The sequence below is a fragment of the Stenotrophomonas sp. PS02300 genome (assembly GCF_029959395.1).
GTDB lineage: Bacteria > Pseudomonadota > Gammaproteobacteria > Xanthomonadales > Xanthomonadaceae > Stenotrophomonas > Stenotrophomonas maltophilia_AD.
The window spans coordinates 1-13,220 of the sequence record NZ_JASCOP010000114.1; the positions used below are offsets into that span (position 1 = coordinate 1).

The window sequence follows — 13,220 nt, forward strand, 5'->3', positions numbered from 1 at the left end:
GCGTCCGGGCCCGCGGGGGGTGGACGCCCCCGGTTGGGGGCGCCCCCCCGGGCGCCGCGACGATCTGGAGGCGCTGCTGCGGCATGCCAACGATGAGGCGGTCTCGCGCGGGCTGCGCGACCGCTTCCCGTTCCCGTACACCCGGGACGACGGCGAGGCCTTCCTCGGCGGCCGGATCCTGGCCCCGGAAACGCTCAACCTGGCCATCGAGATCGACGGCGCCGCCTGCGGCAGCATCGGCGCCCAACCGGGCGTGGCCGAGCGCGGGCACACCGCCGAGCTGGGCTACTGGCTGGGCCGGGCGTACTGGGGGCAGGGCTGGATGACCCGCGTGGTGGGCCTCTTCGCCCCCTGGGTGATGGACGAGCTGCGCCTGTTCAGGCTGCAGGCCGAAGTGCTGGATTTCAACGAAGGCTCGGCCCGCGTGCTGCTCGGCAACGGGTTCCAGGAAGAAGGAACGGCCCGCTGCGCCGTGTTCAAGCGCGGCCAGCTGCACGACCTGCGGCGGTTTGCCAAGGTCCGCACCCCGTAAATCGGCCCTATCGGGCTGGCGCCCGATCGTGGAGAATCGACCCGGTCCCCTCCAGCCGACGGGACGTCCTTCATTTTCCGCCGACTGGAGAGAGCGCGTGGAAGCAGTAGTTGATTTCATCAATGGCATCATCTGGAGCAAGGCACTGATCTTCCTGTGCCTGGCTGCCGGCCTGTTCTTCAGCGTGCGCACCCGCTTCATGCAGCTGCGCGGCTTCTTCGAAATGTGCCGGCTCACCGTGCAGGGCGAAAAGTCCGAAGCCGGTGTGTCCTCGTTCCAGGCCCTGGCCATGTCCATGGCCGGCCGCATGGGCATCGGCAACATCGCCGGCGTGGCCACCGCCATCGCCTTCGGCGGCCCCGGTGCGATCTTCTGGATGTGGGTGATGGGCTTCCTCGGTGCCTCCACCTCGTATGTCGAGTGCACCCTGGCGCAGATCTACAAGACCAAGGATGCCGAAGGCCGCTACCGTGGCGGCCCGGCGTACTACATCGAAAAGGCCATGGGCCTGAAGTGGTACGCCATGGCCTTCGCCATGGCCACCATCATCGCCGCCGGCTTCCTGATGCCCGGCGTGCAGGCCAACGCGATTGCCGACAGCATCATCAATTCCTGCCGCGGCGGCGCGCTGTGCGGACCGCTGGATGGCCAGTTCATGGGCATGGAATCGGTGCAGGCGTTCAAGCTCGGCATCGGCATTGTGGTCGCGCTGCTGCTGGGCGTGGTGATCTTCGGCGGCGTCAAGCGCATCGCCAACTTCGCCGAAGTGGTGGTGCCGTTCATGGCCGCCGGCTTCATCCTGATGGCCATCGTCATCATGATCCTCAACTACGAGCGCGTGCCGGACATGTTCCGCACCGTGTTCAGCAGCGCCTTCGGCGCCCACGCCGCGTTCGGCGCGATGATGGGCCTGGCGGTGGAGTGGGGCGTCAAGCGCGGCATCTACGCCAACGAAGCCGGCCAGGGTACCGGCCCGCACGCGGCCGCCGCGTCGGAAGTCTCGCACCCGGCCAAGCAGGGTTACGTGCAGGCCTTCGCCATCTACTTCGACACCATGATGGTGTGCACCGCCACCGCCTTCCTGATCCTGGCGGCCGGCACCTACAACGTGTACTCGCCCACGCCCGGCGCCGAGCCGGTGTTCGCCGGCCTGGCCGGCGTGGCCGAAGGTGCGGGCTACGCCCAGGCCGCGGTGGAAACCGTGTTGCCGGGCTGGGGCTCTGGCTTCGTGGCCATCGCGATCTTCTTCTTCGCCTTCACCACCATCATGGCCTATTACTACATGGCCGAAACCAACCTCAGCTACCTCAACCACAACCGCAAGCGCCCGCTCACCGTGCTGGCGCTGCGCCTGGGCATCATCGGCATGGTGGTGTTCGGTGCCTTCCACAACGCCAAGATGGCGTGGGCGCTGGGCGACATCGGCGTGGGCCTGATGGCGTGGTTGAACATCGTTGCGATCCTGATCGTGCAGAAACCGGCCCTGATCGCCCTGCGCGATTACGAGCGCCAGAAGAAGCTCGGCCTGGATCCGACCTTCGACCCCGATGCCCTGGGCATCAAGAACGCCGATTTCTGGCGACACCGCAAGCTGGAGCAGTCCCGTAGTGAATGACCCCTGGAAAAACGCCCGCCGCCCGTCCTCGCGACCGCCGCGGGCCACCCCGCTGCCGCCGCGTGACGGCGGCACCCCGCCACCGCCGGGGCGGGGCAATGACGAGCTGCGCCTGTACGGCTGGAATGCCGTGCAGGCCCTGTTCGAGCGCCGCCCGCAGGCACTGCGCAAGCTGTATCTGGCCGAGGCGCTGATTCCGCGCCTGCAGCCACTGCTGAAGTGGTGCGTGGCCAACCGCGTCGGTTATCGCGTGGTGGAAGAAGGCGACCTCAACAAGCTCACCGCCACCACCCACCACGAAGGCGTGGTGGCCGACGTGCTGCGCGCGCCGATGCTGGAACTGGGCGAGTGGCTGGCCGGCCTGCCGGCCGACAAACCGGCGCTGGCGCTGTGGCTCGATGGCGTGGGCAACCCGCACAACTTCGGCGCCATCCTGCGTTCGGCCGCGCACTTCGGCGTGGCCGGACTGCTGTTGCCGCCCGATTCCACGCTGGCGTTGTCCGGTGCGGCCGCGCGCGTGGCAGAAGGCGGCGCCGAAGCGGTGCCGCTGGTGCGCCTGCCGGCGCTGCCGCAGGCGATGGATGCACTGCGTGCCAGCGGCTTCGGCCTGGCGGCCACGCTTGTGGAGGGCGGCACGGATCTGTTCAAGGCCACGCTGCCGGCGCGGCTGGTGTATGTGATGGGTGCCGAAGGCGAGGGCATGGACCGTGCGTTGGCACAGACCTGCGATATGCAGGTCTCCATTCCCGGCAGCGGCGCGGTGGAAAGCCTCAACGTGGCATCCGCCACTGCGGTGTTGCTGTCGCACTGGTATGCACAGCGGTAACTTCGGGTAACGCTTGCGCGCTGCCCTGCGTGATGTGATCGACTTCTCCAAAGAAGTCGTGCCTACGGTGGATTCGGATTTTTCGCATGGTGCGCCGCGTTCGTGCTGCGTCACAGTGCAACGCGGCGCCGTACTGTGTAGGTGAGGAGAGACACCCACCCAGTGCGGCGCCGTTGTCCGGATCACGGTCTGTTCCGTGGCGCTCACCGCGTGGGGTGTGACGAATCCCGGTAGCCCGGCCGCTTGGCCGGGCTTTTTTTATGCGTTTTCGCGACGCGCAGAGGCGGAGTGCGACATTTCGGGCCTGCGCATGGGCGACTGCGACGTGTGCGCGCAGTGACGTTCCGGGCCACGCGTGATGGAAATCTGGAAGCGCGTTTCATGCGGAAAACCCGCTGGAAAATGGCGTTGGCGTGATAGGCATTTTCATGCGTGCGCCCGCGCACAGAACGCGAGATTCGCGTGATTTACCGATTTTTCCGAGATGACTTCCTGTGCAGATTGCCGGTGCGGCGGATTGGCCTGCCGCATCACTCTGTCACCAAGGAGGCATTCCATGACATTCGATGCGCTGCGTTCCCTGCGCCCGATTTCCTTCGCCCTGATCGCCGGCCTGCTGCCCGCTGCAGCACAGGCTGCCGAGCACTCGCTCGACGGCGTCAATTTCATGGGCCCGCTGATCACCCCCAACCCGGCCGGCATGCCCAAGGGCAACCTCTTCATCGAGCCGTACCTGGTCCGCATCGACAGCGACCGCTACTTCGACGGCGAAGGCCGCCGGCATGACAGCGACGGGCGCAGCGCCGCGTGGCTGACCGTGGTGCCGATCGCCTACGGCCTGGGCCAGCGCGTGACCGCGCAGGTCAACCTCAGCGCCTCGCGCGCCGAAACCGGCAGCGACCGCAGCCGCGGCTTCCGCGCCGGCGACACCACCGCCATGGTGCAGTACCTGCTGCAGGCGCCGAACGAAGACGGCACCCGCCCGGCCATTTCGGTCTCGCTGAGCCAGCGCTACGCCACCGGCAGCTATGACCGCATCGACGGCAACCCGCTCAACGCCCAGGGCGACGGCGTGCAGCGCACCACCTTCGGGCTGGGCATGCAGCAGGTGGTGTGGCTGCCCAACGGCCGCCCGCTGCGCTGGCGCGGCCAGCTCAGCGCCAGCCCGGCACCGGCGCGCGTGGCGATCAACGACCACAGCGTGTACGGCACCCCCGATGGCTTCCGCGGCAACATCGCACCGGGGTCGTTGATCGGCCTGTCCGCGGCCGGCGAGTACAGCTTCAACTCGAAGTGGGTGGGCGTGTTCGAGTTCGCGGTGAGCCGCCAGAGCGACCGCCACCTGAGCGGTTACGCACCCGCTGCCGATGGCACCATGCTGCGCATCGATGAGCGTCGCCCCGGCAGCCGCAACGTCACCCTCGCACCGGCGGTGCAGTACCACTTCAGTCCCAGCGTCGGGCTGATTGCCGGCGTGGAGTTCACCGTCGCGGGCCGCAACACCGGCAGCTACATCAACCCGCAGGTCGCCCTGGGCATGTTCTTCTGATGGGCCTCGATGACATCGTCGCCCGCCTGCTGGGCATCGTCTGGAGTCCGGCGCTGGTCGGGCTGTGCCTGCTGGTGGGCCTGTACTTCAGCGTGCGCACCCGCTTCATCCAGCTGCGCGGCCTGCCGGAGATGCTCAAGCTGATGTTCCAGGGGCGCAGTTCGGCCGCGGGCGTGTCCTCGTTCCAGGCACTGAGCCTGTCGCTGTCCAGCCGCGTCGGCGTGGGCAACATCGCCGGCGTGGCGATGGCCATTGCCTACGGCGGGCCGGGGGCGATCTTCTGGATGTGGATCGTCGCCTTCCTCGGTGCCTCCAGCGCCTTCGTCGAATCCACCTGGCGCAGATCTACAAGCAGCGCGACAGCAATGGCATGTACCGGGGTGGGCCGGCGTATTACATCGAGAAGGGCCTGGGCAAGCGCTGGTATGCGGTGCTGTTCGCGATCAGTACGGTGATCGGCTGCGGGCTGCTGCTGCCCGGCACGCAATCCAACGCGATGGTCAGTGCGCTCGATGAGGCATGGAGCGCGCCGGGCTGGATCACCGCGGCAGGCATCGGCACCGTGGTGGCCATGGTGATCTTCGGTGGCGTGCGCCGCATCGCGCAGGTCGCGCAGGTCATCGTGCCGTTCATGGCGTTGGGCTACCTGGTCGTGGCGGCAGTGGTGATGGCCCTGAACCTGGATGCGGTGCCGGAGATGTTCAGCATCATCCTGCGCAGTGCGTTCGGCCAGGACGCCGCGTTCGGCGCCATGATCGGCACGGCCATCCAGTGGGGCGTGCGCCGTGGCGTGATGTCCAACGAAGCCGGCATGGGCAGCGGTGCGCATCCGGCCGCAGCGGCGGAAGTCTCGCACCCGGTGAAGCAGGGGTTGGTGCAGGCCTGTTCGGTGTACATCGACACCATGGTGGTGTGCAGCGCCACTGCGTTCCTGATCCTGTCGGCCGGCACCTACAACGTGCATGACCCGGCCGCACCGGCGCAGTGGATCGTGGCCAACGTACCCGGGCTGGAAGCGGGGCCGCGTTTCGTGCAGCAGGCGGTGGAATCGGCACTGCCGGGCTTCGGGCGTTCGTTCATTGCCCTCGCGATCCTGCCGTTCGCCTTCACCACCATCCTGGCGCTGTACTACACGGCCGAAACCAACGTGGTGTACCTGCTGCGCAACCGGAATTCGCCGTGGGTGATGGCGCTGTTCCGGCTGGGCTTCCTCGGCGCCATGCTGTACTCGGCGTTGAACAGCGCCACGGTGGCGTGGTCGCTGGGCGATATCGGCGTGGGCCTGATGACCTGGCTCAACATCATCGCGCTGCTGTTGCTGCAGAAACCGGCCCTGGCCGCACTACGCGATTACGAAGCCTCGCGCGGTGCCGGCAAGGACCCGGTGTACCGCCCCAACTACATCACCGTGCCAGAAAACTCGGTGTGGTTGCGGTAAGGGGGCTTGGAGCAGCGGACCCACGGTCCGCTGCTACCGGATGACGGCGTTTCCCGCCGTCATTCGTTCGGCGGGGTGGTGGCCTTGGCTTCGCTGCCGAAAGTGCCATCGGCTTCGGCGGCCAGGTAGGCGAACACCGTGTACGCCGCCACGTTCTGCGCCAGCGCCGCCGGCTCGATCTTGTCCAGCGTGTCGTCGGCGGTGTGGTGCAGGTTGAAGTAGTCGGTTCCGTCCTGCGCCAGCCATGCCCACGCGCCGCCCTTGGCTGCCAGCGGGCCGATGTCCGGGCCCGGGCCACCCTTGTCCGGGGCGTACTCGATGCCCAGCGGCTTGAGCACCTCGGCAATCTGGGCGGTCGCCTCGCGCGAGCCTTCCGGGTTCGGCGACCCGGTGTTGAACGCATAGATGCGGCCGGCACCGAAGTCGCTCTCGGCGGCCAGCTGGTGCAGCACGATGTCCTTGGCATGCGCTTCGGCGTACGCCTTGCCACCGTACAGACCCTGTTCCTCGTTGGCGAAGGCCACTACGCGGATGGTCCGCTTGGGTGCCTGCTTGAGCTGGCCGATCAGGTGGCCGGCGGCCATGGTCAGCGCCACGCCGGCACCATCGTCGATCGCACCGGTGCCCAGGTCCCACGAATCCAGGTGGCCACCAATCACCACCACTTCCTTGGGCAGGCTGCGCCCGGTGATCTCACCGATCACGTTGTACGACGTGGCCGTGCCATCCCAGCCGCAATCCAGGCTGAGCTTCACCTTCGTCGGCCCCAGTGCGACCAGGCGCGCCAGCTGGTTGGCATCGGGCACCGACAGCGCCGCCGACGGCACCGGGGTCAGGCCGTCGTCGAAGCGGGTGATGCCGGTATGCGGCACGCGGTGCGAATCGGTACCGGCCGACCGCATCACAAAGCCGACCGCACCCTTGCGGATCGCCTCGGACGGGCCCTTGCTGCGCACCGCGCCGCCCTTGCCGTAATCGCGACCATCGCGGTACGCGGTCATCTGGTAATCCACGAAGGCGATCTTGCCCTTGAGCGAGCCTTCCGGCGCGGCCTGCAGCGCAGCCAGGTCGGCGAAGCGGACCACTTCAGCCTCGACCGTACCGCCCGGGCTGCCGCCCAGCGCGGTGATGCTCAGCGGCTGCGCATGCTTGCCCACCACCTGGGCGTGTTCACTGCGGCGTTCCCACTTCGGGAAGGTCACCGGCTCTTTCCACACCTTGTCGAAACCCAGGGCCTTGAACTTGGCTTCGGCCCAGGCCACGGCGCGGGCATCGGCCTCGCTGCCGGCGATACGCGGGCCGATCTCGGTCGTCAGCGATTCGACCACCTTCCAGCCCGTGTCATCCTTCAGGGCCTGCTCGCGCAGTTCAGCAGCGGTGGCCAGCGATTTCGGCGGCAGGGTGGTGGTGCCCGTCGCGGCGAAGGCCGGGGCGGCCAGCAGGGCGAGGGAAGATGCGATGGCAAGGACGCGGCGACGCATGGGACGGACTCCGGGGGAACAGGGCGGAAGCCCCCGAGCTTAGCAGCCTGCCTGCGCCGCACATGGGCGGTTGGTCATGGTTGGGCGGATGCTGTTTTCCAAATGCGAAAAACCCCGCCGAAGCGGGGTTTTCGTAGACCACCCGTTACTTCTTCAGGTTGTCGCGGATCTCGCGCAGCAGCAGCACTTCTTCGGCCGGTGCCGCCGGCGCGGCTTCCTTCTTGCGGGCCAGGCGGTTGATCACCTTGACCACCATGAAGATCGCGAACGCCACGATCAGGAACTGCACCAGCGTGTTGAGGAAATCGCCGTAGCCGATCACCACTGCCGGAATTTCCTGTCCGTCCGGTCCCAGCCGTGCCGGCGCCAGCGTCCACGCCAGTTCGGAGAAGTCCACCCGGCCAATGGCCCAGCCCAGCGGCGGCATGATGATCTTGTCCACCAGCGCGGTGACGATCTTGCCGAACGCAGCACCGATGACGACACCGACCGCCAGGTCGATGACGTTGCCACGCATGGCAAATTCCTTGAACTCAGTCAGCATTCCCATCGGGTTCTCCTGTTGCGGGGATTTCAAAGGACGACGCAGCCTAACGCAGCGCGTGTCGTCATCCGGCGATGATGCCGTGCCGCTCTGCCACGTTTTCCAGGCGCGCGCTGAAGCGATCGCCCGGCTTGAGTGCGGCCACGCCCGCAGGCGTGCCCATGAACACCAGGTCGCCCGCACGCAGTGCCCACAGCTTGGACAGCTCGTGCAGGATCTCCGGCACGTTCCAGATCATCTGGTCCAGCAGCGACTGTTGGCGCACTTCGCCATTGATTTCCAGCGACAGGTTGAGCGCGGCAAGATCGCCCACTTCACCGGCCGGCACCAGTTCGCTGACCGGCGCGGAATGATCGAAGCCCTTGGCCGAATCCCACGGGTGGCCCTTGGCCTTGGCCGCGGCCTGCAGGTCGCGGCGGGTCAGGTCCAGGCCCACGCCGTAGCCGAACACCAGCGCCTCGGCCTGGTCCACCGGCAGCTCGCCAGCGGGCGCATCACGGCCGATCGCCACCACCAGCTCCACCTCGTGGTGCAGGTCCTGGGTAGAAGGCGGGTAGGGGATCACATCGTCATGGCCAACCACGATCGCATCGGCCGGCTTGCTGAAGAACATCGGCCGGCCGCGGTCATCGGCGGCGGGCACGGCAGCGCCCATTTCCTTGGCATGGTCGGCGAAGTTACGCCCGACACAGTAGATGCGGCGCACCGGAAACGTTCCGCCACCGGCGACCGGAATGCGGGGTTGTTCGGGGGCCGGGATTACATCAGACATGCGTGCGTCCTGTAGCAGGGGATGCACGCAGTGTAGCGCCGGGCCTTGCCCGGCGAAATGTCAACGCGACAGCGGCAATGCCTGCTTGCGCACCACGCGGTACTCGCCTTCCACTACCTGCGGATCGGCCGCACGCGCGGCCTGCTTGCGCGAAGCCAGCAGCTTCCACGCCACGCCGGCGATGATCATCGCCGCGCCCACGAACACACCCACGAATACCAGCGCGGCCAGGATTGCCAAGCCCAACAGGCCCACCGCAACGCGCACCAACGGATGGCGCGGCTTGCGCGGCGCAAACAGGGAGCGGAACTGGTTGAACTGGAAGCGGTTGTACATGGCGGTTCTTTGGCTGAAGTCAGCGAGATGTCAGTATCCCGGCAGCGCTCTGTCATTGAGTGAAAAACTCGTTAAACGGCGCCCGCGTTTATTTGAAATCAATGACTTGTGTTCATCGCGGAGCCAGCCAGATGACGGCGTGAGACAATCACGCACCCTGCTCTGGATCCTGTTTCCATGTCTGTTTCCGATGCTTCCGCCACTGCCCTGATCGCCCTGGAACGTATTGTCGACGGGGGATTTGCCGAGGTGGAGGGATGCATCGACGGCGACCACGAGTCGCTGGTGCTGTACCGCGAAGGCGACGATGTGCGTGGCTGGCTGAACATCTGCCCCCACGCCGGGCGCCGGCTGGATTGGGCGCCGGGCCAGTTCCTCAAGAGCAAGGCCGGCGACCTGGTCTGCGCCGCACACGGCGCATCGTTCTCGCTGGCTGACGGCAGCTGCGTGGCCGGCCCCTGCAAGGGCGACCGCTTGCGCGCCGTCGCACTCGACGTGCGCGACGGCCAGGTATTTCTCGCCTGAGCCAATGCCGACCAACGGTCGGCATCTACCTGTTGTCGGCAAACGGTAGGTATCGACCGTTGGTCGATACACGCCTCAAAACATCACGTTGATCATCGCCACGACAACAATGGTGTAGATCAACGACAACGGCGCGCCCACCCGCCACAACTCGCGCGGGGTGTAGTTGGCCGGGCCGGTGATCATCGAAATCACCGGGTTTGAGGCGGTCATCAGGTTGTTGGACGCCGACAGCGCCACGATCAGCGCGAATGCCGTCGGGCTGCCACCGGCCGCCAATGCCAGGTTCACCGCAATGGGCACCATCACGATGGTCGCGCCCACGTGGCTGATCACCAGCGAGAACACCGTGGTCAGCAGCGCCAGCGCGATCTCCAGCACCCACACCGGAATGCCCGTGGGCAGGCGGTCAATCGTGTGCCCGGCCACCCAGGCCGCCGCGCCGCTGCTGTCCATCGCCCAGCCGAGCGGAATCAGCCCGGCCATCATGAACACCGTTTTCCAGTTGATCGATGCGTACGCCTCGTCCATGCGCAGCACGCCGGTGAGCAGCATCCCGGCCACGCCGGTCATCAGGGTCAGCGCCACCGGCAGCTTCGAGGTCAGCGCGATCAGGATGGTGATGGCGAAGATCGACATCGCGATCTTGAACTTGTGTGGGCGTTGTTCGCCCTTCGGGTAATCGGTGACCACCACGAAGTCGCGGCTCTTGGCCGCCTGCGCCAGGTCGGTCCAGATGCTGTGGAACACCAGCATGTCGCCGGCGCGCAGCGGCACGTTGCGCACGTCCTCGCGGATCACCTGCTTGTCGCGGTTGATCGCCAGCAGGCTGATGCCGCGCTGTTTGCGCAGGCGCAGGTCCGAGGCGCTCTTGCCGATCACCTCGGACGTGGGCGGAATCACCGCCTCGGAAATGCCCGCGCGGCTGGGGTTGAACAGGTCGCCCAGGTGCTTCAACCGCGAAGACATGCGCAGGAACTGGTTCTGGGCGAAATCGCCCACCTGCTGGCGGCTGCCCATCACGCCCAGCACGCTGCCCACCCAGATCCGCATTTCCGCCGGCGGTGCCAGCCGGGTGTCGTTGCCGGTCTTGAGCGCCAGCATCAGCGGCGCATCGTGCAGGTTCTCGGCCTCGCCCAGGGTCATGCCCACCAGCGGGCTTTCGGCGCTGACCACCAGCTCGAACACATCGCCCTCGATCCCGTAGGTCTTGGCGAAGTAGCTTTCGGTGCGGGCCGGGGTGACGCCATCGTTGGCCAGCGTCTCTTCTTCCACCAGCTTGCGGTCGCCGAAGTAGCGGAAGTACAGCAGCGATGCGGCCAGCAATGCCAGGCCGATCGGCAGCGGCGCGAACATGCGCAGCGGCTCGATCGTCGCAAGACCAGACGGCAGGTTGTTGTTGGCCGACGCCAACAGATCGTTGAGCAGGATCAGCGGCGAATTACCCACCATGGTGAGCGCGCCACCCATCACGATCGCCGCGGCAATCGGCAGCAGCAGGCGCTGCAGGGTCAGCCCGGTGCGTGCCACCAGCCGCGAGGCCACCGGCAGGTACAGCGCCATCACCGACGGGTTCTGCATGAAGGACGAATTCAACCCGGCAATGGCCGTGGTCATCATCAACAATCGCGTCTCAACACCATGCCCGCGCCGCAGCAGCCAGGCTGCCAGCCGGTTGAGCGCCCCGGTACGGTCCAGGCCCGCACCCAGGATGGTGGTGGCGATGATGCTCATCACCGCGTTACCCGAGAAGCCGCCGAAGATCTCCTCCGGCGCGATCAGGCCGGTCACGCCCAGCACCACCAGCACCACCAGCGCCACCACGTCGGCGCGGATGCGCTCGAACAGGAACATCGCCATCGTGAAGCCGACCAGCCCCAGGACGAGCTTCATGTCGGTGGTCAGCGTCAGCGTGGTGTCCATGGGGTAACGCGGTTCCTTGGAAGGGGATCAGGTACGGTCGTACAGCAGGTCCCACACCCCGTGGCCAAGCTTCTGGCCGCGGGTTTCGAAGTGCGTCTGCGGCCGCCATTCCGGCCGCTCGACCTGGCCGCGCGGACCGGCGCGGTTGGTCAGCCCGGCGGTGGCGTCCAGCACCTCCCACATCTGCTCGGCGTAGTCTTCCCAGTCGGTGGCGCAGTGCAGCCGGCCACCCACGCGCAGCTTGCGCACCAGCAGTTCGGCAAACGCCGGCTGGATCAGGCGGCGCTTGTTGTGGCGTTTCTTGTGCCACGGGTCCGGGAAATAGATGCGCACTTCATCCAGCGCGCCATCGGCGATTTCCTTTTCCAGCACCTCCACCGCATCGTGGTGGTACAGGCGCACGTGGTCGGCGTTGTCGTCGGCCAGTGCATTGAGCAGGCGGCCCACGCCGGGGGCGTGCACTTCCAGCCCGATGTAATCGCGGCTCGGATCCTGCTGCGCGGCAAAGCGCAGCGCGGCGCCGTTGCCGAAGCCGATTTCCAGCACCTTGCGCGCATCGCGGCCGAAGGTGGCATCCAGGTCGCGCGGCTCGCCGGTGAAGTCCAGGCCGAAGCGCGGCCAGCGGTCGTCGAACGCACGCTGCTGGGCCGGGGTGAAGCGGCCCTGGCGCAGCACGAAGCTGCGCACCTCGCGGCGGCCTTCGGTAACGGTGAAGGGCTTGGGCGGCGCCTTGGCGCCCGCGCTGTCGAAGGGATTGGTCATCAGCCGATCAACCCGTCCACCGGCGAAGACGCGCTCGCATAGCGCTTGCGCGGAATGCGCCCGGCCAGGAACGCCTCGCGCCCGGCTTCAACGGCCTTGCGCATCGCGCTGGCCATCAGCACCGGGTTGCGTGCGCCGGCAATGGCGGTGTTCATCAGCACGCCATCGCAGCCCAGCTCCATCGCAATGGCCGCATCCGAGGCGGTGCCCACGCCGGCATCGACGATGATCGGCACCTTGGCGCTTTCGATGATTTCCAGCAGGTTGTACTTGTTCTGGATGCCCAGGCCCGAGCCGATCGGCGCGGCCAGCGGCATCACCGCCACGCAGCCGATCTCTTCCAGGCGCTTGGCCAGGATCGGGTCGTCGGAGGTGTAGACCATCACCTCGAAGCCATCCTTCACCAGCGTTTCGGCGGCCTTGAGGGTCTGCACCACGTCCGGGTACAGCGTCTTCTGGTCGCCCAGCACTTCCAGCTTGGTCAGGTTGTGGCCATCCAGCAGTTCGCGCGCCAGCCGGCAGGTACGCACCGCATCTTCGGCGGTGTAGCAGCCGGCGGTGTTGGGCAGGATGGTGTAGCGGTCCGGCGGCAGCACGTCCAGCAGGTTCGGCTCGCCCGGGTTCTGCCCGATGTTCGTGCGGCGGATCGCCACGGTCACGATCTGGGCCCCGGCCGCCTCGGTGGCGATGCGGGTTTCATCCAGGTCCTTGAACTTGCCGGTCCCGGTCAGCAGCCGGGAAGCGTAGGTCTTGCCGGCGATCACCAGCGAATCGGGGGAAGAATGAGCAGTCATGCGAGGAATTATCGCCCAACCAGGCCATTCCTGTCCGGATCGTGCATGCACCGGTAGCGCCGGCCCGTGGCCGGCCCCGGCGGGCGCCCCCGCAGCCCCCCCCCCCCCCGGGCACGCACTCGG

General features: G+C 67.0%; 12 protein-coding genes and 1 pseudogene. 6 read left to right on the forward strand and 7 right to left on the reverse strand.

The window, feature by feature from the left end; all coding sequences use genetic code 11:
* Nucleotides 1-19: 19 nt before the first annotated feature.
* The 5 genes and pseudogenes from QMX79_RS16615 to QMX79_RS16635 all read left to right on the forward strand — a co-directional run bounded on the left by QMX79_RS16615 (nt 20) and on the right by QMX79_RS16635 (nt 5,960).
* Nucleotides 20-532, forward strand: a complete 513-nt coding sequence (locus tag QMX79_RS16615; protein WP_282247728.1) for a GNAT family protein — start codon at nt 20-22, stop codon at nt 530-532.
* Nucleotides 533-629: 97 nt separating this feature from the next.
* Complete coding sequence (locus QMX79_RS16620; RefSeq protein ID WP_282247719.1) at nt 630-2,147, forward strand: alanine/glycine:cation symporter family protein; 1,518 nt, start codon at nt 630-632, stop codon at nt 2,145-2,147.
* The gene (locus tag QMX79_RS16625) at nt 2,140-2,973 is read left to right on the forward strand and encodes a TrmH family RNA methyltransferase (RefSeq protein ID WP_282247720.1); all 834 of its coding nucleotides are present in this window, start codon (nt 2,140-2,142) and stop codon (nt 2,971-2,973) included. Before QMX79_RS16620 ends, QMX79_RS16625 begins: the two co-directional genes overlap by 8 nt.
* Nucleotides 2,974-3,529: 556 nt before the next feature.
* Nucleotides 3,530-4,522, forward strand: a complete 993-nt coding sequence (locus tag QMX79_RS16630; protein WP_282247721.1) for a hypothetical protein — start codon at nt 3,530-3,532, stop codon at nt 4,520-4,522.
* A pseudogene (locus tag QMX79_RS16635) lies at nt 4,522-5,960 on the forward strand (alanine/glycine:cation symporter family protein). Before QMX79_RS16630 ends, QMX79_RS16635 begins: the two are co-directional and overlap by 1 nt.
* 59 nt (nt 5,961-6,019) lie before the next feature.
* On the opposite strand, the gene QMX79_RS16640 reads toward QMX79_RS16635, so the two are convergent.
* The 4 genes from QMX79_RS16640 to QMX79_RS16655 all read right to left on the reverse strand — a co-directional run bounded on the left by QMX79_RS16640 (nt 6,020) and on the right by QMX79_RS16655 (nt 9,093).
* Nucleotides 6,020-7,441: a M20/M25/M40 family metallo-hydrolase gene (locus QMX79_RS16640; protein WP_282247722.1), complete on the reverse strand. Its 1,422-nt coding sequence runs from the start codon at nt 7,439-7,441 to the stop codon at nt 6,020-6,022.
* A gap of 145 nt (nt 7,442-7,586) precedes the next feature.
* Nucleotides 7,587-7,991: a large-conductance mechanosensitive channel protein MscL gene (mscL, locus tag QMX79_RS16645; protein ID WP_282247723.1), complete on the reverse strand. Its 405-nt coding sequence runs from the start codon at nt 7,989-7,991 to the stop codon at nt 7,587-7,589.
* A 58-nt stretch (nt 7,992-8,049) separates the two neighbouring features.
* Nucleotides 8,050-8,757 (reverse strand): fumarylacetoacetate hydrolase family protein, encoded by a 708-nt coding sequence (locus QMX79_RS16650; protein ID WP_282247724.1) that lies wholly within the window; start codon nt 8,755-8,757, stop codon nt 8,050-8,052.
* A gap of 60 nt (nt 8,758-8,817) precedes the next feature.
* Complete coding sequence (locus tag QMX79_RS16655) at nt 8,818-9,093, reverse strand: hypothetical protein (protein ID WP_093533692.1); 276 nt, start codon at nt 9,091-9,093, stop codon at nt 8,818-8,820.
* 177 nt (nt 9,094-9,270) lie between these two features.
* On the opposite strand from QMX79_RS16655, the gene QMX79_RS16660 reads away from it, so the two are divergent.
* On the forward strand, nt 9,271-9,618 hold the full coding sequence (locus QMX79_RS16660; protein WP_282247725.1) for a Rieske (2Fe-2S) protein: 348 nt from the start codon (nt 9,271-9,273) through the stop codon (nt 9,616-9,618).
* A 75-nt stretch (nt 9,619-9,693) separates the two neighbouring features.
* On the opposite strand, the gene QMX79_RS16665 is transcribed toward QMX79_RS16660, so the two are convergent.
* Genes QMX79_RS16665 through QMX79_RS16675 form a run of 3 tightly spaced genes read right to left on the reverse strand, consistent with a single transcriptional unit; the run spans nt 9,694 to nt 13,097 of the window.
* Nucleotides 9,694-11,541, reverse strand: coding sequence for an SLC13 family permease (locus QMX79_RS16665; RefSeq protein ID WP_282247726.1), 1,848 nt, complete (start codon nt 11,539-11,541; stop codon nt 9,694-9,696).
* A gap of 27 nt (nt 11,542-11,568) precedes the next feature.
* The gene (trmB, locus tag QMX79_RS16670) at nt 11,569-12,303 is read right to left on the reverse strand and encodes a tRNA (guanosine(46)-N7)-methyltransferase TrmB (RefSeq protein WP_093533695.1); all 735 of its coding nucleotides are present in this window, start codon (nt 12,301-12,303) and stop codon (nt 11,569-11,571) included.
* Entirely contained in the window at nt 12,303-13,097 is a 795-nt protein-coding gene (locus QMX79_RS16675) for a thiazole synthase (protein ID WP_282247727.1), read from the reverse strand. The genes trmB and QMX79_RS16675 overlap by 1 nt, the downstream gene beginning before the upstream one ends.
* Between the last annotated feature and the right edge of the window lie 123 nt (nt 13,098-13,220).

Coding starts and splice junctions, on each gene's coding strand:
- QMX79_RS16655 (WP_093533692.1), bottom strand. CDS start 9,093: ATGTACAACCGCTTCCAGTTCAACCAGTTCCGCTCCCTGTTTGCGCCG.
- QMX79_RS16630 (WP_282247721.1), top strand. CDS start 3,530: ATGACATTCGATGCGCTGCGTTCCCTGCGCCCGATTTCCTTCGCCCTG.
- QMX79_RS16675 (WP_282247727.1), bottom strand. CDS start 13,097: ATGACTGCTCATTCTTCCCCCGATTCGCTGGTGATCGCCGGCAAGACC.
- QMX79_RS16665 (WP_282247726.1), bottom strand. CDS start 11,541: ATGGACACCACGCTGACGCTGACCACCGACATGAAGCTCGTCCTGGGG.
- mscL (WP_282247723.1), bottom strand. CDS start 7,991: ATGGGAATGCTGACTGAGTTCAAGGAATTTGCCATGCGTGGCAACGTC.
- trmB (WP_093533695.1), bottom strand. CDS start 12,303: ATGACCAATCCCTTCGACAGCGCGGGCGCCAAGGCGCCGCCCAAGCCC.
- QMX79_RS16650 (WP_282247724.1), bottom strand. CDS start 8,757: ATGTCTGATGTAATCCCGGCCCCCGAACAACCCCGCATTCCGGTCGCC.
- QMX79_RS16660 (WP_282247725.1), top strand. CDS start 9,271: ATGTCTGTTTCCGATGCTTCCGCCACTGCCCTGATCGCCCTGGAACGT.
- QMX79_RS16640 (WP_282247722.1), bottom strand. CDS start 7,441: ATGCGTCGCCGCGTCCTTGCCATCGCATCTTCCCTCGCCCTGCTGGCC.